This window comes from Lysobacter sp. A421 (assembly GCF_054052145.1).
Window position 1 is genome coordinate 643,886 of the sequence record NZ_JBSVRL010000002.1, and the last position, 21,974, is coordinate 665,859.

Annotated in this window: 22 protein-coding genes and 1 tRNA gene; 19 read left to right on the plus strand and 4 right to left on the minus strand. The window is 64.0% G+C overall.

The features are described from left to right. The first annotated feature begins 9 nt into the window (after positions 1 to 9). The 5 genes from trpE (at position 10) to ACW7G6_RS08375 (ending at position 4,864) form a co-directional block, all read left to right on the plus strand. Positions 10 to 1,572: an anthranilate synthase component I gene (trpE, locus tag ACW7G6_RS08355; protein ID WP_456978239.1), complete on the plus strand. Its 1,563-nt coding sequence runs from the start codon at positions 10 to 12 to the stop codon at positions 1,570 to 1,572. Position 1,573: 1 nt separating this feature from the next. After that, entirely contained in the window at positions 1,574 to 2,152 is a 579-nt protein-coding gene (locus ACW7G6_RS08360) for an anthranilate synthase component II (protein WP_456978240.1), read from the plus strand. Positions 2,153 to 2,157: 5 nt separating this feature from the next. Further along, complete coding sequence (gene trpD / locus ACW7G6_RS08365) at positions 2,158 to 3,192, plus strand: anthranilate phosphoribosyltransferase (protein ID WP_456978241.1); 1,035 nt, start codon at positions 2,158 to 2,160, stop codon at positions 3,190 to 3,192. A gap of 119 nt (positions 3,193 to 3,311) precedes the next feature. Continuing rightward, entirely contained in the window at positions 3,312 to 4,103 is a 792-nt protein-coding gene (gene trpC / locus ACW7G6_RS08370) for an indole-3-glycerol phosphate synthase TrpC (RefSeq protein WP_456978242.1), read from the plus strand. Then, the gene (locus tag ACW7G6_RS08375) at positions 4,100 to 4,864 is read left to right on the plus strand and encodes a haloacid dehalogenase-like hydrolase (protein ID WP_456978243.1); all 765 of its coding nucleotides are present in this window, start codon (positions 4,100 to 4,102) and stop codon (positions 4,862 to 4,864) included. Before trpC ends, ACW7G6_RS08375 begins: the two co-directional genes overlap by 4 nt. Before the next feature lie 8 nt (positions 4,865 to 4,872). Here ACW7G6_RS08375 and crp read toward each other — a convergent pair whose 3' ends face one another. Further along, positions 4,873 to 5,562 (minus strand): cAMP-activated global transcriptional regulator CRP, encoded by a 690-nt coding sequence (gene crp, locus ACW7G6_RS08380; RefSeq protein ID WP_456978244.1) that lies wholly within the window; start codon positions 5,560 to 5,562, stop codon positions 4,873 to 4,875. A gap of 179 nt (positions 5,563 to 5,741) precedes the next feature. Between crp and speD the strand changes: the two genes are divergently transcribed. Continuing rightward, positions 5,742 to 6,533, plus strand: a complete 792-nt coding sequence (speD, locus tag ACW7G6_RS08385; protein ID WP_456963025.1) for an adenosylmethionine decarboxylase — start codon at positions 5,742 to 5,744, stop codon at positions 6,531 to 6,533. 271 nt (positions 6,534 to 6,804) lie between these two features. Here speD and coq7 read toward each other — a convergent pair whose 3' ends face one another. Both coq7 and ACW7G6_RS08395 read right to left on the minus strand, forming a co-directional pair. Next, on the minus strand, positions 6,805 to 7,446 hold the full coding sequence (gene coq7 / locus ACW7G6_RS08390) for a 2-polyprenyl-3-methyl-6-methoxy-1,4-benzoquinone monooxygenase (RefSeq protein WP_456998004.1): 642 nt from the start codon (positions 7,444 to 7,446) through the stop codon (positions 6,805 to 6,807). 131 nt (positions 7,447 to 7,577) lie between these two features. Further along, positions 7,578 to 8,951 (minus strand): (Fe-S)-binding protein, encoded by a 1,374-nt coding sequence (locus tag ACW7G6_RS08395; protein WP_456998005.1) that lies wholly within the window; start codon positions 8,949 to 8,951, stop codon positions 7,578 to 7,580. Positions 8,952 to 9,150: 199 nt separating this feature from the next. On the opposite strand from ACW7G6_RS08395, the gene rplM reads away from it, so the two are divergent. The 5 genes from rplM (at position 9,151) to maiA (ending at position 11,974) form a co-directional block, all read left to right on the plus strand. Next, positions 9,151 to 9,579: a 50S ribosomal protein L13 gene (gene rplM, locus ACW7G6_RS08400; protein WP_456962456.1), complete on the plus strand. Its 429-nt coding sequence runs from the start codon at positions 9,151 to 9,153 to the stop codon at positions 9,577 to 9,579. A 10-nt stretch (positions 9,580 to 9,589) separates the two neighbouring features. Continuing rightward, positions 9,590 to 9,982, plus strand: a complete 393-nt coding sequence (gene rpsI / locus ACW7G6_RS08405) for a 30S ribosomal protein S9 (protein WP_456978248.1) — start codon at positions 9,590 to 9,592, stop codon at positions 9,980 to 9,982. Between the two features lie 25 nt (positions 9,983 to 10,007). Next, positions 10,008 to 10,082, plus strand: a tRNA-Gln gene (locus ACW7G6_RS08410). A 103-nt stretch (positions 10,083 to 10,185) separates the two neighbouring features. After that, positions 10,186 to 11,172, plus strand: coding sequence for a fumarylacetoacetate hydrolase family protein (locus tag ACW7G6_RS08415; protein WP_456998006.1), 987 nt, complete (start codon positions 10,186 to 10,188; stop codon positions 11,170 to 11,172). 136 nt (positions 11,173 to 11,308) lie between these two features. After that, on the plus strand, positions 11,309 to 11,974 hold the full coding sequence (maiA, locus tag ACW7G6_RS08420) for a maleylacetoacetate isomerase (RefSeq protein WP_456998007.1): 666 nt from the start codon (positions 11,309 to 11,311) through the stop codon (positions 11,972 to 11,974). Between the two features lie 176 nt (positions 11,975 to 12,150). Here maiA and ACW7G6_RS08425 read toward each other — a convergent pair whose 3' ends face one another. Beyond that, the gene (locus ACW7G6_RS08425) at positions 12,151 to 13,254 is read right to left on the minus strand and encodes a PilT/PilU family type 4a pilus ATPase (RefSeq protein WP_456998008.1); all 1,104 of its coding nucleotides are present in this window, start codon (positions 13,252 to 13,254) and stop codon (positions 12,151 to 12,153) included. Positions 13,255 to 13,424: 170 nt separating this feature from the next. Between ACW7G6_RS08425 and ACW7G6_RS08430 the strand changes: the two genes are divergently transcribed. From ACW7G6_RS08430 to ACW7G6_RS08465, 8 genes are all read left to right on the plus strand, one after another. Next, complete coding sequence (locus tag ACW7G6_RS08430; RefSeq protein WP_456978252.1) at positions 13,425 to 13,727, plus strand: DUF4398 domain-containing protein; 303 nt, start codon at positions 13,425 to 13,427, stop codon at positions 13,725 to 13,727. After that, the gene (locus tag ACW7G6_RS08435; protein WP_456998009.1) at positions 13,724 to 14,317 is read left to right on the plus strand and encodes a hypothetical protein; all 594 of its coding nucleotides are present in this window, start codon (positions 13,724 to 13,726) and stop codon (positions 14,315 to 14,317) included. The genes ACW7G6_RS08430 and ACW7G6_RS08435 overlap by 4 nt, the downstream gene beginning before the upstream one ends. A 658-nt stretch (positions 14,318 to 14,975) precedes the next feature. Then, positions 14,976 to 15,188, plus strand: a complete 213-nt coding sequence (locus ACW7G6_RS08440; protein WP_456962448.1) for a YdcH family protein — start codon at positions 14,976 to 14,978, stop codon at positions 15,186 to 15,188. A 119-nt stretch (positions 15,189 to 15,307) separates the two neighbouring features. After that, positions 15,308 to 16,684, plus strand: a complete 1,377-nt coding sequence (locus tag ACW7G6_RS08445) for a pyridoxal-phosphate dependent enzyme (RefSeq protein WP_456998010.1) — start codon at positions 15,308 to 15,310, stop codon at positions 16,682 to 16,684. 82 nt (positions 16,685 to 16,766) lie between these two features. After that, positions 16,767 to 17,948 carry a cystathionine gamma-synthase gene (locus ACW7G6_RS08450; RefSeq protein ID WP_456998011.1) on the plus strand — a complete coding sequence of 394 codons (1,182 nt, stop codon included), beginning with the start codon at positions 16,767 to 16,769 and terminating at the stop codon, positions 17,946 to 17,948. Between the two features lie 88 nt (positions 17,949 to 18,036). Continuing rightward, positions 18,037 to 18,783 (plus strand): ABC transporter permease, encoded by a 747-nt coding sequence (locus ACW7G6_RS08455; protein ID WP_456998142.1) that lies wholly within the window; start codon positions 18,037 to 18,039, stop codon positions 18,781 to 18,783. Beyond that, positions 18,773 to 20,131, plus strand: a complete 1,359-nt coding sequence (locus ACW7G6_RS08460) for an ABC transporter ATP-binding protein (RefSeq protein WP_456998012.1) — start codon at positions 18,773 to 18,775, stop codon at positions 20,129 to 20,131. Before ACW7G6_RS08455 ends, ACW7G6_RS08460 begins: the two co-directional genes overlap by 11 nt. Further along, positions 20,128 to 21,756 carry a class I SAM-dependent methyltransferase gene (locus ACW7G6_RS08465; protein WP_456998013.1) on the plus strand — a complete coding sequence of 543 codons (1,629 nt, stop codon included), beginning with the start codon at positions 20,128 to 20,130 and terminating at the stop codon, positions 21,754 to 21,756. The genes ACW7G6_RS08460 and ACW7G6_RS08465 overlap by 4 nt, the downstream gene beginning before the upstream one ends. Positions 21,757 to 21,974: the final 218 nt, after the last annotated feature.

The window sequence follows — 21,974 nt, forward strand, 5'->3', positions numbered from 1 at the left end:
AAATGCCCCATGACTTCGCACGACCCGTCCACGCCCGATAAATCTTCTGACCAGTTCGCCCGGCATGCTGCCGACGGCTACACCCGCATCCCGGTGGTGCGCGAGGTGTTTTCCGACCTCGACACCCCGCTGTCGGTGTACCTGAAACTCGCCGACGGCCCGCACACCTACCTGTTCGAATCGGTCGAGGGCGGCGAACGCTTCGGTCGTTACTCGATCATCGGCCTGCCGGCGACCCGCGTGTACGCGTTCGCCGGCCACACCCTGTACGTCACCGAGCACGGCGAGCTGGTCGAGGCGCGCGAGGTCGCCGATCCGTTCGCCGAGGTCGAGCGCCTGCGTACCCAATACACGGTGCCGAAGATCGACGGCCTGCCGGGTTTCACCGGCGGTCTGGTCGGCTGGTTCGGCTTCGAATGCATCCAGTACATCGAGCCACGCCTGGCCGGTTCGCAGCCCGGTGCCGCCCAGATGCCCGACGGCGCTCCCGTGGACGATGGCCCGGTGGACGAGCTGGGCACCCCCGACATCCTGCTGATGCTTAGCGAGGAGGTCGCGGTGTTCGACAACCTCAAGGGCCGGCTGTACCTGATCGTCCACGCCGACCCGGGCGAGCCACAGGCGTGCGCACGTGCCAACCGCCGGCTGGACCAGTTGGTCCACCGCTTGCGCAGCAGCGGCGCGGCGTACCCGGAAACCCTGGACCCCAATGGCCTGGACGAGGCCGATTTCGTCTCCGGCTTCACCCGCGACGGCTTCATCAAGGCGGTCGAGAAATCCAAGCAATACATCCGCGACGGCGACATCTTCCAGGTGGTGCTGAGCCAGCGCCTGAGCGTGCCATTCAAGGCCCGACCGGTGGACGTCTACCGGGCATTGAGGGCGCTGAACCCGTCGCCGTATATGTACTTCCTGGATGTGGGTGACATGCAGGTGGTCGGCTCCTCACCGGAGATCCTGGTGCGGTTGCAGTACGACGCTGCCGGGCAGGGCATGGTCACCGTGCGCCCGATCGCCGGCACCCGCCCGCGTGGCGCCACGCCGGCCGAGGACGACGCACTGGAGGCCGAGCTGTTGGCCGACCCGAAGGAGCGCGCCGAGCACCTGATGCTGATCGACCTGGGCCGCAACGATGTCGGCAAGGTCAGCCAGCCGGGCACGGTCGAGGTCGGCGAGCAGTTCGTGATCGAGCGCTACAGCCACGTCATGCACATCGTCAGCGAGGTCACCGGCACGTTGAAGCCGGGCCTGAGCTACGCCGATGTGCTGCGCGCGACCTTCCCGGCCGGCACCGTCTCCGGCGCACCGAAGATCCGCGCGCTGGAAGTGATCCGCGAGCTGGAGCCGATCAAGCGCAATGTCTACGCCGGCTCCATCGGCTACCTGGGCTGGCACGGCGACGCCGACACCGCCATCGCGATCCGCACCGCGGTGATTCAGGACGGCAAACTGCACGTGCAGGCCGGCGCCGGCATCGTGTACGACTCGGATCCGCAGAAGGAATGGGAAGAAACCATGAGCAAGGGCCGGGCATTGTTCCGCGCTGTAGCCGAAGCGGCGCGAGGGCTTTGACGTGCTGCTGATGATCGACAACTACGACAGCTTCACCTGGAACATCGTGCAGTACCTGCAAACGCTGGGGGCCGAGGTCAAGGTGATCCGCAACGACGAGCTGTCGGTGCCGCAGATCGCGGCGCTGGCGCCGGAGCGCATCGTGATCTCGCCGGGCCCCTGCACCCCCAACGAGGCCGGGGTGTCGGTCGATCTGATCCGCCAGCTCGGCCCGGGTACGCCGATCCTGGGTGTGTGCCTGGGCCACCAGTCACTGGGCCAGTGTTACGGCGGCGACGTGGTGCGGGCCAAGACGATCATGCACGGCAAGACCTCGCGCATCCGGCACGAGGGCAAGGGCGTGTTCGCCGGCCTGCCGGATGCCTATGAAGCCACCCGATATCACTCACTGGTGGTCTCGCGCGAGACACTGCCGGCCTGTCTTGAGATCACCGCCTGGACCGATCAAGCGGACGGCAGCTTCGATGAAATCATGGGCTTGCGCCACCGTGAGCATCCGGTCGAGGGCGTGCAGTTCCATCCCGAGTCGATCCTGACCGAACACGGACACGCGTTGTTGAAGAATTTCCTGGAGCGTTGAGAGTCATGCCGATTACCCCGCAAGAAGCCCTGCAGCGCGTGATCGAGCATCGCGAAATCTTCCATGACGAGATGGTCGATCTGATGCGCGCGATCATGCGCGGCGAAGTGTCTCCACTGATGACCGCGGCGATCATCACCGGGCTGCGGGTGAAGAAGGAAACCGTCGGTGAGATCGCCGGCGCCGCGCAGGTAATGCGTGAGTTCGCGCTGCCGGTCGAGGTCGCCGACCGCACCCGCCTGATCGACATCGTCGGCACCGGCGGCGACGGTGCCAACACCTTCAACATCTCCACCGCCAGCAGCTTCGTGATCGCCGCCGCCGGTGGCCGGGTGGCCAAGCACGGGGGCCGCAGCGTGTCGTCCAAGTCCGGCAGCGCGGATGCGTTTGAAGCGCTGGGCGCGGCGATCGAGTTGCAGCCCGCGCAGGTGGCGCAATGCATCGAGCGCACCGGCATCGGCTTCATGTACGCGCCGCTGCACCACCCGGCAATGAAGGTGGTCGCGCCGGTGCGTCGCGAGATGGGCGTGCGTACGTTGTTCAACATCCTCGGCCCGCTGACCAATCCGGCCAATGCACCGAACATCCTGATGGGCGTGTTCCACCCCGACCTGGTCGGCATCCAGGTCCGGGTGCTGAAGAAAATGGGTGCGAAGCGGGCATTGGTGGTGTGGGGTCGCGACGGCATGGACGAACTGTCACTCGGCGCCGGCTCGCTGGTGGGCGAATTGCGCGACGGTGAGGTGCGCGAGTACGAGGTGCACCCCGAGGATTACGGCATCGCGATGGCGGCCAGCCGCAACCTGCAGGTCGCCAACCCGACCGAGTCGAAGGACATGTTGTTGCAGGCGCTGGACAACGTCGATGGCCTGCCGCGTGAGATCGTCGCCCTGAACGCCGGCGCGGCGCTGTATGTCGCCGGCGTCGCCGAGAGCATCGGCGACGGCATTGCACTCGCACGTCAGGCGATCGCGTCCGGCGCCGCGCGCGCCAAGTTGGACGAGTTCGTGACCACCACTCGCGAACTCGCGGGACAATAAGACCGCATCGCCATTCCCACCCCCACACCGTCATTCCCGCGAAGGCGGGAATCCATGGACGTCCGCGCGGCCTCCCACCCACGCAGGCGTGACAGCAGCACCGGAGCCAGCAACACGCAATGACCGACATCCTGCAAAAAATCCTCGCCCGCAAGCATGAAGAGATCCTCCAGCGCAGCCAGATCCGCGCGCTCGACAGCGTCCGCGCGCGCGCCGCCAACCAGCCGCCGACGCGAGGCTTCGTCGATGCGATACGGCGCAAGCACGAGGCGGGGGAGGCAGCGGTGATCGCCGAGGTCAAGAAAGCCAGCCCGTCCAAAGGCCTGATCCGCAAGGATTTTGATCCCGCTGCGATTGCCCGCAGCTACGAAGCAGGCGGTGCTGCCTGTTTGTCCGTCCTCACCGACGTCGATTTCTTCCAGGGCAGCAACCGCTACCTCGGCGAAGCGCGCGACGCCTGCGCCCTGCCGGTGCTGCGCAAGGACTTCATCGTCGACCCGTACCAGGTCTATGAGGCGCGCATGATCGGTGCCGACTGCATCCTGCTGATTGTCGCCGCGCTGGAGGACGGGCCGCTGGTGGAGATGGCCAACCTCGCCCACGAGCTGGATATGGACGTGCTGGTCGAAGTCCACGACATCGACGAGCTTGAGCGCGCGCTGCAGGCCGATTGCGAGTTGATTGGCGTCAACAACCGGGACCTGCGCACGTTCGAGGTGTCGCTGGACACCTCGCTGCAACTGAAGGACATGGTGCCGCCGGACCGGACCATGGTCACCGAGAGCGGCATCGCCAGCCGCGACGACGTGGCGCGGTTGCGCGGCGCCGGCATCCACACCTTCCTGATCGGCGAGTCGTTCATGCGCGAGCGCGACCCGGGTGCGGCCCTGCAACGGATGTTCGCGCCGTGACCCTCGCCCGTCCCGCGCCGCACGCCGCGACTCCCGGCGGCCGCGAGGACGCGCCACTGGTGGTGTTCGATTTCGACCACACGCTTTACGACGGGGATTCCGGCGGCCATCTGTTCCGCTGGCTGATCATGCGCGACTGGTGGCGGATCGCCTTGGCGGCGCTGATCGCACCAGTGTTCGGGCCGATGGTCGCGCTGCTGCCAACGCGCCGGGTCGGGATTTCCGGCTTTGTCTGGGCCGGAACGGTCGGCCTGCACCGGCGTCGCGACCTCGACATCGAAATCGATCGCTACGTCCAGATCCATGCCGCGCAACTGCAGGCGCGGCTGTTGCCGGTCGCGCTGGACGTGTTGCAGGCGCACCGCACGGCGGGCGACCAGGTGGTGATTGCCACGGGCGCGCCGCCGGAGCTGGCCCGCGCGATCCTCGCCTTCGTCGCCCACCAGGACCTGCCGGTGGTCGGCACCCTGGTCGGTCCGCGGCTGGGAGGAATCGGTGCCAAGCGCCATTGCCATTCGGAAATGAAGATGACGATGCTGCGCGAGGCGGGGTTTACCGCGCCCGTCGCGATCGCCTATTCCGACAGCAGCGCCGACCTGCCGCTGCTCAAGGCCGCGCAAAGCCCCGTCGTGGTGAACCCCAAGCAGAGCCGGGTGGCGATGTTCCGCCAGGTGCTAACGGCCGGTACGCCGATCCTCAACTGGGGTTGCGCGGACCGCGGCGGCGATCCGGTTCCGCCGCGCGACGCGGCGTTGCCGTAAGACCGGCGTCAGCGCGTGCCGTACAGGACCACGGTCTTGCCGCGTGCATGCAACTTGCCGTCGATCTGCAGCTTCTTCAGCACCCGGCCGGCCATCTCGCGCGAGCAACCCACCAGGCGCGAAAGCTCCTGGCGGGACACGCGTAGCTGGGTGCCGTCGGGGTGCGTCATCGCCTCGGGTTCCTTCGCCAGGTCGTGCAGGGCGCGGACGATGCGGTCGGTGACGTCGAGGAATGCCAGGCTGCCGGCCTTCCTGCTGGTATCGAGCAAGCGCTGGGAGATCTGCGATGCGATCGCGTACAGCAGTTTTGGTGCGTCGGGAGCCAGTCGTGACAGCAGCAGGTCGTAGACGCGCTCGTGGCCGATTTCCGCCAGCTCGCAGGGCGTGCGGGTGCGCAGGATCACTTCGCGCCGATCGCTCTCGACGAACAATCCCAGCTCACCAACGAACTCGCCGGGACCGAAGTACCCCAGCACCAACTCGCGGTCGTCGTCTTCCTCGGTGATGATGCTGACCGAGCCGGAGACGATGTAATACAGCGTGCTGGCCGGGTCGCCGGGACGGAATACATCCGTTCGTGACGGATAGCGTCGGCGGTGGCAGTGGGCGAGGAAGCGTTCGATGGTCGCGCCATCGGGAGTCAACGGGCTATGGGTTCGGCGCAATGCAGTCACAGGGTCTACCGGGTTGGCTGACATGTCAGTTGGGTTCAGATTATCAACCGGAGCTTAGGATGAACTGGCGCTAAGTAGCAAACCTTGACGCAAATTGGCAGCTCGGCCGGGTGAATCGGGGCTGGCTGCCGGGCCGGCTGCGTTTCAACGCGGAGACAATTGCCGCATAATCCGCCGTTCCTGTCGTGTCCGGGTCATGCATAGTGGTCAAGCCGTTGCCGCGCCTGAGGTTGCAGGGTTTCAACAACCTCACCAAAGCGCTCTCGTTCAACATCTATGACGTCAGCTTTGCCGCCTCCGAGGAGGAGCGGCAGCGCTACATCGAGTACATCGACGAGGAATACAACGCCGATCGCCTGACCCAGATCCTGACGGATGTGGCGGACATCATCGGTGCCAACATCCTCAACATCGCGCGTCAGGACTACGACCCGCAGGGCGCGTCGGTGACGATCCTGATCTCCGAGGAGCCGGTGGTCGACAAGTCCGATGCCAAGGGCGTGATCTCCGAGGCGGTGGTCGCGCACATGGACAAGTCGCACATCACCGTGCACACGTATCCGGAGACGCATCCCGACAACGGCATCGCGACCTTCCGTGCCGACATCGACGTGGCGACCTGTGGGGTGATCTCGCCGCTGAAGGCGTTGAACTACCTGATCGAGAGCCTGGAGTCGGACATCGTGGTGATGGACTACCGGGTGCGCGGCTTCACCCGCGACATCAAGGGCAAGAAGCACTACATCGACCACCGGATCAATTCGATCCAGGACTACCTGGCCAAGAACATCAAGTCGCGCTACGAGATGCTCGACGTGAACGTTTATCAGGAAAATATCTTCCACACCAAGATGCATCTGAAGGACTTCGACCTTGATCAGTACCTGTTCGAGGAGAAGGCGCGCAACCTGTCATTCAAGGAGCGCATGAAGATCGAGGCGCGGCTCAAGCGCGAGATCGAGGAGCTGTACCACGGCCGCAACCTGGTCGACTGATCGGGTGTGAGGTGCGCTTCGGGAAGGGCGGCCAGATTCCGCCCTTTTTTCGGGTGCTTGTGGTGAAGGCAACGGCAACGCCAAGGGCAACGGCGGGTGGAGGTTCTCGGCTTCGGCGGGAGCGCCGCCCTGTCCGGGCATTGCTACTCGGTTCGGGTGGCCATCCATGGCCACACTCACCGCCGTGCGCCATCCATGGCGCACTCTCCGCAATGTCCGGACAGGACGCCGCGTCGGCGCCCGGAGAACTAAGGCGCCGCGCAAAACCATCTCAAACCCGATAAGCGATCGTCTTCATCACCTTGGATGCTGCGGCCATGATGCTCGGGATCGGCGGCGGCAGGATTCGCGCGCCGGCGGCTTCGGCGTTGTCGGCGTGACGGGCTTCGTCGGCCTTCATCACCTCCAGGATGGCGCGGCTGCGGGCGTCTTCAGGCGGCAGCGATTGCAGGTGCTCGTCGATATGCGCCTCGACCTGGCGCTCGGTTTCCACCACGAAGCCCAGGTTCCAGCCATCGCCGCGCAAGCCGGCCAGTACGCCAATGGCGTAGCTGCCGCCGTACCACAGCGGGTTGAGCAGGCTGGGGCGGTCGTCGAGTTCGCGCAGGCGGTCGCCGCACCAGGCCAGATGGTCGGTTTCTTCCTGCGCCGCTTCCAGCAGGTGCGCCCGCGTGGCCGGATCGCGGGCCACGGCCGCCTGGCCGCAATACAGTGCCTGCGCGCAGACCTCGCCGACGTGGTTGACCCGCATCAGCCCGGCGGCATGGCGACGCTGGGCATCGTCCAGCACGACTTCCGGTTCGCCGGCACCCGGGTTGGGCCGCATCGCCGGCGGTGCACCGAACACGGTTTCCAGCGCGCGCTGGGTGTCGTCGATAAAGCGATCAATGGCGGTCAGGCGGCGTGCGTTCATGCGGTCGATTCCAGTCGAGCGAGCTGTGGGGGCTTTTTGCCCGTCATTCCCGCGCAGGCGGGAATCCATGGACGTTAGCCCATTGAAGTGCAAAGTCCATGGATCCCCGCCTGCGCGGGGATGACGATGTTTCATTTCCAGGGCGAGGTTGTCAGCGCGATGGATTCCCCCTGCGCGGGAATGACGGATGAGCGTTTGTTGCGCGATATCACGCTAATGTTTGAGGTCGTGACATCGCCCGGCACAACCAACGCATCGGCCAGGAACGCCAACGGATGCTGCACCTCCAGCGCGGTGCCGCCGGCCAGGTGCAGCCGGCAACCGATGTTGGCGCTGAGCAGGCGCGTGGCGCCACTGGCGGCCAATTGGGCCAGCAGCGGCTGGCGGTACGACTCGGCGCGGTCGGGGTCGGTCAGCATCTGGCTGCCGGCCGCGCCGCAACAGCCGTAGCCGGCGTCGAGCTCGACCACCACCAGCCCCGGCACCCGGGCCAGCAAGCGTCGCAGCGCGGGCACGGTGCCGACCACGTTGCGCTGGGTGCAGGGCAGGTGCAGGCCGATGCGTTCGTGGCGCCCGGCAAACGTCAGCCGTTCCCGGTGCCCGTCCAGGAAAGCCAGCGCATCCACGGCCGTCCCGTCCAGCGCGCCGGCCACCGATTCGTGGCAGCCGCTGGCCAGGGTCAGTACCTGCCGGTAGCCGGCGAAGGCGGTGTGGTTGATGGCCGACAGTCGCGACGCCTGGGCGAGGTTGCCGGCGTGGGCATGGATCGCGCCGCAGCATGTCTGCCCCGCAGGCGTCACCAGGTCGATCGACAGCGCCGCGCATAGTCGGCCCAGCGCGGCACGGACATCCGCTTCATACGCATTGGCAACACAGCCGACGAACACGGCGACAGGAGCGTGGGCGCCGGGGTGTTGGCGATCTCCGCGATCAGATCTAGGCTCGAGCCATCCGGCAGCCGCATGTCGGTCAGGCACAGGCCGTACTGGTTGCGTGCCAGCTGGGTCATCGATCGGCGAGGCGACGGACGCCGCGGTGGGTGGATTGGTGGTGGTTGGATTGGGGCGTGGCGGACGTGGCAATACCCGCAGTCCGGTCGGAAGCAGGCGATGGATGCGCCGATACATGCCGAGCAGGCCGGTCAGTAGGCGCGGCCGTGCGGTAAGTGCTTCCAGCAGGCGCTGCAACAGGTTGGCGCCGCGTCGCTGGCGCTGGCGTCCGCGCGCGGTGACCAGCAACGCGCCATACTCCACGCCCGCCGGGCACACCGCCTCGCAGGCGCGGCACGCCAGGCAGTGGTCAAGGTGGTCGTCGCCGGTCGCGCCCGGCTCGATGGTTTCCAGCGCCCAGGCGCGTACCAGTGCGATGCGGCCGCGCGGGGATTCCGCCTCCAGTCGATCGCGTGCATAAGTCGGGCAAACCGGCAGGCACAGCCCGCATTGCACGCAACGGTCGGCCAACGCTACCAACGGGTCGACGGCAGGCGGACGGTTGGCAGCGAGCATGACGGTGATGCTAACATGGGCGGTCCGGCGACTTGCGGTGCGCCGCCGGTCCCGCTATCATTCCGCCTCTTTCGTTCCGCACTTAGGTGCGAGGCGAGAATTCCGCACTCCAACGCGTGGCGAAATTCCGGACCTGTCGTTGACCGCCTACGCAGTCGACCGCCGGAATCAGCCCGACCAGGTACCTATAGATATAGCCATGAAGACCTTTACCGCCAAGAACGAGACCGTCCAGCGCGACTGGTACCTGGTCGACGCCGCCGGCAAGACCCTCGGCCGCCTGTCCGCCGAACTGGCCCACCGCCTGCGCGGCAAGCACAAGCCGGTGTACACCCCGCACGTCGATACCGGCGACTACCTGGTAGTCATCAACGCCGAGAAGATCGTGGTCACCGGCAACAAACTGGCCGACAAGAAGTACCACCGGTTCACCGGCTACATCGGCAACCTGAAGACCGAGACCCTCGCCCAGGCGCTTGAGCGCCATCCCGAGCGCGTCATCGAGATCGCAGTCAAGGGCATGCTGCCGAAGAATCCCCTCGGCCGCGCCATGTACCGCAAGCTCAAGGTCTATGCAGGCCCCGAGCATCCGCACACCGCCCAGCAGCCGCAGCCGCTGGATATCTAAGGGCACCGATATGGCAATCCAGCAGAATTACGGCACCGGCCGCCGCAAGTCCTCCACCGCCCGCGTGTACCTGCGCAAGGGCGAGGGCAACATCACCATCAACAAGCGCACGATCGAGGAGTTCTTCGGTCGTGAGACGGCGCGCATGATCGTGCGCCAGCCGCTCGAGCTGACCCAGTCGATCGACAAGTTCGACGTCAACGTCACCGTTGCCGGCGGCGGCACCACCGGCCAGGCCGGCGCGATCCGCCTGGGCATCTCCCGTGCGCTGGTCGAGTACGACGAGTCGTTGAAGTCCGAGCTGCGCAAGGCCGGTTTCATGACCCGCGACGCACGCGAAGTCGAGCGCAAGAAGGTTGGTCTGCACAAGGCCCGCCGTGCGACCCAGTTCTCCAAGCGCTAATTTTTAGCGTTACAATCTGCTTCATAGCCCCGTCGCCAAGCGGTAAGGCATCTGCCTCTGACGCAGACATTCGGTGGTTCGAATCCATCCGGGGCTGCCATACCAACAAAGAACCCGCCTTCGCCGGCGGGTTTTTTGTTGCCCGGTGAAGGCGGTTACAATTGAAACCATCGCGCGCAGGCGCTGCACTCAAGGAGATCCCGATGAAGCTTGGTTCGCTGAAAGAAGGCGGTCGTGACGGCACCCTGGTGGTGGTTTCGCGCGATCTCAAGCACGCGGTTCGTGCGACCGGAATTGCCGATACCCTGCAGCGCGCCCTTGAAGACTGGAGCAACATCGCCCCGCGCCTGAGCGCGCTGTCGGAGGCGTTGAACGCCGGCAATGCAGAGGCCGCGTTCGAGTTGGACACGGCCCAGTTGGCGGCGCCGATGCCGCGCGCCTACGAGTTCGTCGATGGCAGCGCCTACCTGCCGCACGTGGAGCGCGTGCGCCGGGCGCGTGGAGCGGAGGTGCCCGAGAGCTTCTACACCGACCCGCTGATGTACCAAGGCGTGAGCGCCGGCTTCCTCGGCCCGCGCGATCCGGTGCGGGTTCCCAGCGAGGAGCACGGCATCGACCTGGAAGCCGAACTGGTGGTGGTCACCGACGACGTGCCGATGGCGGTGACGCCGGAGCAGGCGGCTGGGCACATCCAGTTGATCGGCCTGATCAATGACGTCTCGCTGCGCAACCTGATCCCGGGTGAGCTGGCCAAGGGCTTCGGCTTCCTGCAATCCAAGCCGCGCTCGACGCTGAGCCCGGTGCTGGTGACCCCCGACGAGCTGGGCGACAACTGGCGCGACAGCAAGCTGCATCTGCCGATGCTGACCCACGTCAACGGCAAGTGGTTTGGTGCGCCGTTGGCCGGTGTCGACATGCAGTTCAACTTCGGCGAGCTGGTCGCCCATGCGGCCCGGACCCGGCCACTTTGCGCCGGTGCGATTGTCGGCTCGGGCACCATCGCCAACGAGGACACCAGCCTGGGTGCATCGTGCTTTGCCGAGCTGCGCACGGTGGAGACCCTGCGCGATGGCAAGCCGACTACGCCATTCATGAGCTTCGGTGATACGGTTCGCATCGAGATGCTGGATGCCAACGGTGACAGTATCTTTGGTGCGATCGATCAACGTATCGAGCGCTACAACGGCTGACCGGCGGTCGGCGCGCCGGTTCTTTCGGCCGGTGCGCAACGCGCAGGCCGTCAGGCGGTCGGCGCGCGCAATCAAGCAGCGCAGGCTCAACCAGGGCGCAGCAGCAGGGATGTCGACGATGCGAGGTGGGGAAGCGATGGCGGATCAACTACAGCTGTATTCCTACTGGCGCTCCAGCGCCGCCTACCGCGTGCGTATCGGGCTGAACCTCAAGGGCCTGGTATACGAAACCGTGCCGGTGCATCTGGTTCGCGATGGCGGCCAGCAACACACGGACAGCTATCGCCAGCTCAACCCGCAGGAGCTGGTGCCGGTGCTGATGCACGGTGACCGGGTCCTGCGCCAGTCGGTCGCCATCCTTGAATACCTCGATGAGACCTGGCCGGCACCGGGCCTGTTGCCCGCCGGCAGCCGCGACCGCCAGCGCGTGCGCGCGATCGCCCACGCGGTGGCCTGCGATATCCATCCGCTCAACAACCTGCGGGTACTGCAGTACTTCGACCGGACCTGGAACGTGCCACCACCCGAGCGCGACGAGTGGGTAAGGCATTGGGTCGTCGACGGATTTTCCGCGATCGAGGCCATGTTGAATGACCATCCAGCCACAGGTGAGTTCTGCGAAGGCGACATCCCCGGCATGGCCGATTGCTGCCTGATCCCGCAGGTCTACAACGCACGGCGGTTCGGTGTGGATGTCAGCCAGTTCCCGACCATCGCCCGGATCGACAAGGCCTGCCTGGCGTTGTCCGCATTCGACCGGGCGCGCCCGGAATTGCAGCCCGACGCCCCGCAGCCGAACTGAGCCGGCGCTCGCCGAGCGACCGTCACTCCGCTCCCGTTCCCGTCATTCCCGCGAAGGCGGGAATCCATGGACGTTAAGGCTTGACGGTCAAAGTCCATGGATCCCCGCCTTCGCGGGGATGACGGTTGTAGAGGACGCCCACCAGGTACCGGAGATAGGCAGCTACGCCGCCCCCCCTAGCTGGAAAACACCTCGGCGTACGGGTCGTGTTCCTCGCCGGCGCCTTCCGACAGGCGGAACTTCAGTGCCAGGCCGTCGCGTGAATCGGCGGCCTGCAACGCTTCCTCCAGGTCGATCAGGCCCGACTTCTGCAGCCGGAACAGGCACTGGTCGAAGCTCTCCATGCCGGCCTCCAACGACTCCTCCATCGCCTGCTTGATCTCGTGGACCTGGCCGCGACGCATCAGGTCGCGGATGTGCGGCGTGTTGATCAGCACCTCGGCCGCGGGCAGTCGGCGCCCATCGGTGCCGATCACCAACCGCTGGGAAACCACGGCCTTGAGGTTCAGGGACAGGTTCATCAGCACGTTCTTGTGCGCGCCCTCGGGGAAGAAGTTGAGGATGCGCTCGATCGTCTGGTCGGCGTTGTTGGAGTGCAGCGTGGCCAAGCATAGATGCCCCGTCTCCGCGAAGGAGATCGCCGCCTCCATGGTGGTCTGGTCGAGGATCTCGCCGATCAGGATCACATCGGGCGCCTCGCGCATCGCGTTTTTCAGTGCGCTCTGGAAATCATGGGTATCCAGACCCACCTCGCGCTGGTTGACCAGTGAGCGCTTGTGCCGATGCAGGTACTCGATCGGATCCTCGATGGTGAGGATATGGCCGGAGACGTTGCTGTTGCGGTGGTCGATCATCGACGCCAGCGTGGTCGACTTGCCCGAGCCGGTGGAACCTACGATCAGCACCAGCCCACGTGGCTCCAGGATGATGTTCTTGAGCACCTGCGGCAGCTGCAGCTCCTCGATCGACGGAATCACGCTGCGGATCGCGCGGATCACCATGCCGACCTCGCCACGCTGCTTGAACACGTTGATGCGGAAACGGCCCGTGTCGGGCAGCGCATAGGCCATGTTCAGCTCCAGCTCGCGCTCGAACTGGGGCACCTGGCCCTCGCCCATCAGCGAGTAGGCGATCTTCTTGACCAGCCCCGACGGCAAGCCGGTATTGCCCAACGGATGAAGCCGTCCTTCGATCTTGATGTACACCGGCGCGCCGGTGCTCAAGAACATATCCGACGCATTCTTCTCCGTCATCAGCTTCAGAAAATAGCCGATGTCCATGCACGCACTCCCCGTTTACCTGGCGTATTGTTGCATCCCACGCGCAGGCCTGATCACAATGACCCGCGACAGACTATTGCCACGGCCCCCATATGCATCCCAGCTTCGCACAAATCCGTCCCCTGCTACTGGGCACAGTTCTCGCTTGCGCACTTGGCGCATGCGCGACCTTGCCTCCGCCGAGCGCCGAACTCAATAGCGCCCAGCAAGCGGTGGTGCGCGCGGCCGGCGCCGACGCCGACCAGTACGCCGATGAGCAGTTGGCGCTAGCCCGCGACGGATTGTCCCGGGCCCAGCGTGCCATGGCCGAGGGCAAGCACGATGTCGCCCGCGCACTGGCCCTGGCGTCGCAGTCCGACGCGGACCTGGCGTACGCGCTGAGCCGCGAGGCCTTGGCCAAGACCGAGCTGGCCCAGCGCCAGGCCGAAGTCGATCGCTTGCGGCAACGTGTTGAAGGAGGCCGTGGCCAATGAAACTCCAGACATCCGTGCTGTTTACCGCCCTTGCGCTCGCCGCCGGCCTGGCCATCGCGCCGGCCCACGCCCAGGACAGCCAGATCGCCCAGTTGAACCAGCAGTTGGCCAGTCTCGATGCCGATCCGGGCACCGCCTCGTTGGCGGCATACGAGCGGCTGCAGGCGCGACAGGCCATCGAAACGCTCGCCAACGCCCGCAGCAGCCAGGCCGACGGCGCCCGTTACGTCGCCGAGCGACGGGTGCGGATTGCCGAGGTGGCGGCGCGTACCGCGGCGATGGAGCAGCAGGTCCGCGAACTCGATCGTGAGCGCAGCGAGCTGTTGGTCGAGGCCAGCCGTCGCGATGCGGCCCAGGCCCGTGCCGAGGCCGAGCGCCTGCGCGTCATGACCCAGATCCAGGCCGAGGAAGCCGCCCGCCTGCGCCAGCAAACCGTCAGCGACGCCGACGCCATGGCGGACGTCGAATCCGCGTTGAAAGACGTGGCCGGCGCCCAGGCAGCCCGACTCAAGGCCGCCCGAGCGCGCGAAGCCGAACTGGCTCGCCAGGAAGCGGAACTGATGGACGAACAGCCGGAAGACGACCAATAGGGAAGGCCTGATGTCTTGAGGCTCCCGCCTCTCACATCGTCATCTCCGCCCACATCGTCGTTCCCGCCTCCATCGTCGTTCCCGCCTCCATCGTCATTCCCGCCTCCATCGTCATTCCCGCCTCCATCGTCATTCCGCCTCCATCGTCATTCCGCCTCCATCGTCATTCCGCCCCACATCGTCATTCCCGCGAAGGCGGGAATCCATGGACGTTAAGGCCTGACAGTCAAAGTCCATGGATCCCCGCCTTCGCGGGGATGACGGTGCATAACTGAGACCGCTTCCGCACTGCATAGCCTTCCGCGATATTGTCAAAATATCGTTATTCATCAATCACTTGGTTAGGTGAAGGCGTGCGGTAGCACGGTTTCCGGGTGCCGCGGCATGCCAATGGCCGCATTCAGCAATCAGTGCCGCCGTTGCACCTCCAAATGACCCTTGCCGAGCTTCCGGGGCTGGAGTAGGGTCAGTTATCCAGGCAGCGGCTTCCCCGCCTGCGATGGGCCCCGCAGATGAAGCAGATTCCCGATCCAGACAGCGCAACGGCGTACAGAGCCGCCGCCGTCTGTGTGATCCCGCGCCACCCCATGACGACACCCCATGACGCCTCGGCCACCCGGCCGGGGCGTTTGTTCATGTGACGATGAAGGAGGCTTCAATGTTCGATGACCAAGCGCAGCCGGAAATAGAGGCATTGATCAACGCCAACCCCGAATTCAAGCAGCTCTACCAGCGCCACAAGAAGCTCGACAAAAAGGTGATGGACGCCGAACTGGGCGTATCGGCGGTCGATGACGTCACTCTGACCCAGATGAAGCGGGAGAAGCTTGCGGCCAAAGATCGGCTCAGTCGGATGTACGCCTCCCAATAAGCAACAAGGTTGTATCGGGCCGTGGGCGATGGTGGCCATCCTCGTCGGTCGCCATCGCCCGCATCCCTTAGAATCACTGGTATCTGCCGCATCCGACGGCGCCAGGGTTCTTTTCCCGCATGTCCATCTCCACCTCCGTACTCGACCTGGTCGGCAACACCCCGATCGTCAAGGCCCAGAATCTCGACACCGGCGTCTGCGAGCTGTACTTCAAGCTTGAATCGCAGAACCCGGGCGGCTCCATCAAGGACCGCATCGGCCTGCAGATGATCGACGCCGCGCAGGCCCGCGGCGATATCAAGCCCGGTGACATCCTGGTGGAAGGCACCGCCGGCAATACCGGCCTGGGCCTGGCGCTGGTGGCCCGGCAGCGCGGCTACAAGCTGATCCTGGTCGTGCCCGACAAGATGAGCCGGGAAAAAATCTTCAACCTCAAGGCGATGGGTGCGCAGGTCGTGCTGACACGCTCCGACGTGGCCAAGGGCCACCCGGATTACTACCAGGACCTGGCCGAGCGGCTCGCGCGCGAGACCCCGGGCGCCTACTTCATCAACCAGTTCGGCAACCCCGACAACCCGGCCGCGCACGAGCACGGCACCGGGCCGGAGATCCTGGCCCAGATGGCGGAGGTCGGCGGCCTGGACGCGGTGGTGTTCGGCTGCGGCAGCTCCGGCACCATGACCGGCCTGTCGCGCTGCTTCGCCGAAAAATCCCCGCACACCGAGTTGATCCTGGCCGATCCGGTCGGCTCGATCCTTGCCGAGTACATCAACGAAGGCACCCTGAGCGACAAGTCCGCCAGCTGGATGGTCGAGGGCATCGGCGAGGACTTCCTGCCGTCCATCTCCGACTTCAGCCGGGTCACCAAGGCGTATGCGATCAGCGACAAGGAAAGCTTCCTGACCGCGCGCATGCTGCTGGAGAACGAAGGCATCCTGGCCGGCTCATCCACCGGCACCCAGTTGGCTGCCGCGCTGAAGTACTGCCAGGAGCAGACCACTCCGAAACGGGTATTGGTGCTGGTCTGCGATACCGGCAACAAGTACCTGTCGAAGATGTACAACGACTACTGGATGCTCGACAACGGCTTCCTGGAGCGCGAGCAGCACGGCGACCTGCGCGACCTGATCGTGCGTCCGTTCTCCCAGCGCGACACCGTGGTGGTCGGCCCCGACGATTTGCTGGTCACCGCCTACCAGCGCATGAAGCTGTACGACGTCAGCCAGCTGCCGGTGATGGCCGACGACCAACTGGTCGGCATCATCGACGAGTCCGACGCCCTGCTGCACGTCTACGGCGACGAGACCCGCTTCCGTGACCCCGTCTCCACCGCGATGGTCAGCAAGCTCGACACGATCGACATGCGCGCGCCGATCGAGTCCCTGCTGCCGGTGTTCGATCGCGGCCACGTGGCGATCATTGCCGATGGCGAGCATTTCCTCGGCCTGATCACCCGGATCGACCTGCTGAACCACTTGCGGCGGCGGGTGGAGTGAGCCCGGACAGGTTCAGCTTTGGGCTGCCCCGGCCAATGCTAAACTTGCTGGTCGCGTATCACCGTCCAACGAGCACCCCACCATGAGCGAAAACACCTCCGGCGGCCCCGGCCGCAAGCATGGCCTGGGCACCCTGGCCATCCATGCCGGCCAGTCCCCCGACCCCAGCACCGGCGCGGTGATGACGCCGATCTACCAGACTTCGACCTACGTGCAGTCCAGCCCGGGCGTGCACCAGGGCTTCGAGTACACCCGCAGCCACAACCCGACCCGCTTCGCCTACGAGCGCTGCGTTGCCGCGCTGGAGTCGGGCACCCGCGGGTTTGCGTTCGCCTCCGGCATGGCCGCGACCTCGACCATCCTGGAACTGCTGGATTCCGGCAGCCACGTGATCGCGATGGACGACGTCTACGGCGGCACCTACCGCCTGTTCGAACGCGTTCGCCGCCGCACCGCCGGCCTCGATTTCAGCTGGATCGACCTCAGCGATGCCGCCGCGTTCGAGGCCGCGATCCGCCCCGAGACCAAAATGGTCTGGATCGAGACCCCGACCAACCCGCTGCTGAAGCTGGTCGACGTCGCCCAGATCACTGCGATCGCCCGCAAACGCGGATTGATAGTGGTCGTGGACAACACGTTCAGCTCGCCGATCCTGCAACGGCCGATCGAGCTGGGCGCGCACATCGTCATGCACTCAGCGACCAAGTACCTCAACGGCCACTCCGACATGGTCGGCGGCATCGCGGTGGTTGGCGACGACGCCGAACTGGCCGAGCAGATGGCGTTCCTGCAGAACTCCATCGGCGCGGTGCAAGGCCCGTTCGACAGCTTCCTGGCGTTGCGTGGTCTGAAGACCCTGCATCTTCGGATGAAGGCGCATTGCGAGAACGCACAGGTGCTGGCGGAATGGTTGGAAGGCCACCCGGCGATCGAGAAGGTGCTTTATCCGGGACTCAAGTCGCACCCGCAGCATGAGCTGGCCAAGCAGCAGATGGATGGCTTCGGCGGCATGGTGTCGATCTACCTCAAGGGCGGGGTAGAGGCGGCGAAGCGGTTCTGCGAGCGGACGGAGTTGTTTGCATTGGCCGAGTCACTGGGCGGCGTGGAGAGCCTGGTGAACCATCCGGCGATCATGACGCATGCGAGCGTGCCGGTGGAGCGGCGGGCTGAGCTTGGGGTTAGCGATAATCTGGTGCGGCTGAGTGTGGGGGTCGAGAATGTCGATGACCTGCGTGCCGACCTCGACGTTGCATTGGCGGACTGAAATGTATTCGAGTTCACAGATTCCGCGGGCGCTGTCGCTGGCTGGCCCTTTCGGCGCGTGGTTGCGCCATCGGTCATTGACGATCGAAATGACGCGCCGCGATGTGCTTGGCCGATACCGGGGCGCCAGTTTCGGCCTGCTATGGTCGTTGATCAGCCCGTTCCTGATGCTTGTGATCTACACCGTTGCATTCGGCTACATCCTCAGGGCGCGCTGGCCAGGTACTACAGGCAACACCGCGGATTTTGCGATGCTCTTGTTCATGGGATTGATCGTCCATGGGTTCTTCGCCGAGTGCCTTACGCGGGCACCTACCCTGATCGCCGGCCAGCCCAACCTTGTCAAGAAAATCGTCTTTCCGCTGGATATCCTGCCCTGGACGATCGTCCTGTCGGCGTTCTTCCACGCGATTATGAATACATTCGTCTTCGTCCTGCTCAATTTGCTGCTACGGGGCGAATTGCATCTCACAATCCTGCTCTGGCCGATCGTGCTGGTGCCCTTGATGTTCGCGACACTGGGCACGGTCTGGCTGTTGTCTTCATTGAGTGTGTTCCTGCGCGACATCGTGCATGTAACCGGCGTGCTCGCCACGGCGATGCTGTTTCTGTCATCGGCCATCATTCCCGTGGAGACCCTGCCTGAGCGTTACCAGATAATATTCCGTCTGAATCCGCTGACTTTTATCATCGACCAGGCGCGCGAGGTCGCGTTCTGGGGGCGTACCCCGGACTGGACCGGTCTGGCCCTGTATATGGCCGGCTCGCTGGTGTTTGCTTATGCTGGTTTCGCAGTGTTCCAGAAGACGAGGCGGGGGTTTGCGGATGTCCTCTGAAACGGCGAGCGAGATGGGCGGGGGCGATGACCTGGTCGTGGATGCGGTCGGGCTGGGCAAGTGTTACCACGTATACGAACGTCCTTCCCACCGATTACTGCAGAGCCTGGTAGGTGATTCGCGAAAGTTCTACGACGAATTTTGGGCGCTTCGCGGGGTCGATCTTCAGATACGGCGGGGTGAAACGCTCGGCATCATCGGGCGCAACGGCTCTGGCAAGTCGACGCTGTTGCAGCTGATCGCTGGCACACTCGCTCCGACCGAAGGCCGGATCGAGGTGAGGGGCAGGATTGCCGCGTTGCTGGAGTTGGGCAGCGGTTTCAACTCCGAGTTCACCGGCCGTGAGAACGTATTCATGAACGCGGCCATCCACGGGCTTACCAGTGCCGAAATCGAGGCGCGTCTGGATAGCATTCTGGCTTTCGCCGATATCGGACATTTCATCGATCAGCCGATCCGAAGCTACTCCAGCGGCATGGTAATGAGACTGGCCTTCGCGGTGATGGTTCATGTCGATGCGGACGTACTCATCATCGACGAAGCACTTGCTGTTGGCGACGCATTCTTTACTCAAAAGTGCATGCGTTTCCTGCGCGAGTTCAAGGAACGCGGCACGTTGCTGTTTGTAAGCCATGACGAGGCATCGGTAACCGGGTTGTGTGATCGTGCGCTGTGGCTGGACGGTGGGCAGGTGAGCGCGGCGGGGCCATCCCGTGGTGTGGTGCACGCCTATCTCGAGTCGTTTATCGCTTCGCGTCAAGACGGTCGCATAGAAAAAGTAGCGGGCGGACAGGAGGTCCTGCCATCTCCCGAGCGCCATGACGCACGACGTGACTGGGTCAATCACTCCAATCTTCGCAATGACATTGAAGTGTCGCTGCTTGATCCAGAACTTCGCGGGTTTGGCGAGCACCGCGCACGAATGAACAGCGTTCGTTTGCTCGATGAAGACGGGCGGGAGTTGTCATGGGTCGTCGGTGGCGAGTCGGTTCGTATCGAAGTAGATATCGTGGCCGATGCCGAGGTGAGCCGGCCGATCGTTGGCTTCTACCTCAAAGATCAGTTGGGTCAGTTGCTGTTTGGCGACAATACCTTTTTGTCTACCCGCGAAATTTCGATGACATTGCAGCCCGGTGAGAGCGCCCGGGCAGTATTCGCGTTCGAGATGCCGCGGCTGAAGACGGGCGATTACTTCTTCACCATCGGCGTCGCTGATGGGGGAAAAGAAGATCATTCGATTCAGCACTGGGTCCATGAAGCGCTACTGCTCCGCTCACGCTGCGAATCCTGGACGATCGGAATTCTAGGCTTGCCGATGTCCAACATCGAATTGAAGAAGATGCCATGAGTACTACATTCAATCTAGACACCCATCCCGTGGTGGCCTTGCGGCCCCACGTGACGCCTCCATATTCATGGATTGGCCATATCCCGTTTGCGTATCTGATTGTTGATCTCCTGCGCCCACGCAGGCTAGTTGAACTGGGAACTCATTCGGGGAATTCCTATCTCGCGTTTTGCCAGGCAGTCGAATATCTCGATATCGAATGCCAATGCGTGGCGGTGGACTCTTGGGAAGGGGATGCACACGCACAACTCTACGGAGAAGGCGTCTACGCAACTCTCAGTGCCTACCACGATCCCCGGTACGGGCGATTCTCACGCTTGCACCGAAGCTTGTTTGATGATGCCGTATCGGAGTTCGCTGACGGTTCGGTCGATCTGCTCCACATTGATGGCTTGCATACTTACGATGCGGTGCGCCATGACTTTGAGACGTGGTTGCCAAAACTAAGCCGGCGCGCGGTGGTGCTGTTCCACGATACCGCAGTGCGCGAGCGGGACTTTGGCGTGTGGCAGTTTTTCGCGGAAGCCAAACAGCATTATCCCGGGGTCGACTTCACTCATAGCAATGGCCTCGGGGTGCTGCTCGTCGGAGATGAGCCCAATCCAGCGGTTGTGACTTTCATCGAAGCGATGCGTGAAAGAGATGCTTCGATTCAGTCGTTCCTCGAGGCGTTGGTGATTGACCCCATCGTCGCCCATGCCGGCAGCCAGTCGGCGACTCTGCAGAATTGTCGGGTTTATTTTCGCCACCCAGATGAGGAGTATCGCGAGGCGATCCAGACATGTCGGAGTCGGTCCGCTGAGCCAGGGCCGACGTTGCTGCGTTTTCCGCTGCCGGACGAGAGATTACAACCAATCGTGCGGGTGGACCCGGCCGAGATCCCCGGGATTTTTGGAATTTCGAATATCACTTTGCTGGATGGCACAGGTGAAGTGCTCTTGGCGGTCGACGACTTCACATCACGGGTACGTGCTGTTCGCGGCAGGCTTTTGCATGCGACCGAACCGAACTCGCTACGTTGGATCAGCCTTGACGGGGATCCTTATATTGAGTTTGATTTTTCGGGGCTCTCGGCCCATGTGTTTGAGGCTGCTCGCGGTATCGAGATTGGAATCATTTACGAAGTGCCGGTGGTCGATGAAGCCAGCCAGCTGGCGCTTGGCAGCCTGAGCGTGACGATCGACGATATCTTGGAGCGCCAGAGCGAGGAGGCGCACTGGGCAACCACAATGGCTGCGGTCGCGACCAACGTTGATGCTATCCAGCAACGGACACTCGGAATTCTCGAAACTACTACCGTGCAACAGGTCGCAGTCGAAGAAGGACGGGCAGGGCTCGCAGCCACGCATGAGCGAATGCATATCATATCGGGTGCTATCGAACGCAGTGAGGTCCTACTTGCGGATCTGCGGCATGCACTAAACTGTAATGCCCAGTTCAATCTTGATGCCGCGAATCTACGGGCATCGATTGAAGCGGAGTCGCGGGACGCCTTCGTGCAGGTCCATGGTGCGTTGAGCAACTTGCAACAGCAGCAAGAATCTCTCGCAGAAACCATCACAGCGGTGAAAGAAATCTCCAACGGCCTGAAGGAGCGGCTCGCTCGCCCATGGTGGAAGCGTTGACATTTGGTGTGCCCCAAACGAACACGTCGAACCCAGGCTGGAGTATTGCGCCGGCCGCGCAACTTGTGGAGGACGGTGGCTGCTGGGTAGCGACTGGTGACGACCCCCAGTTTGTTCTCATACCCCCTGCACCGTTGCCGCCGGGATGGTATTGGTTTCGTGCAGAGTGCCATGTGCTTTCAGGGCGCTTGGTCGGACCATTGCTGTATCCGGACTTT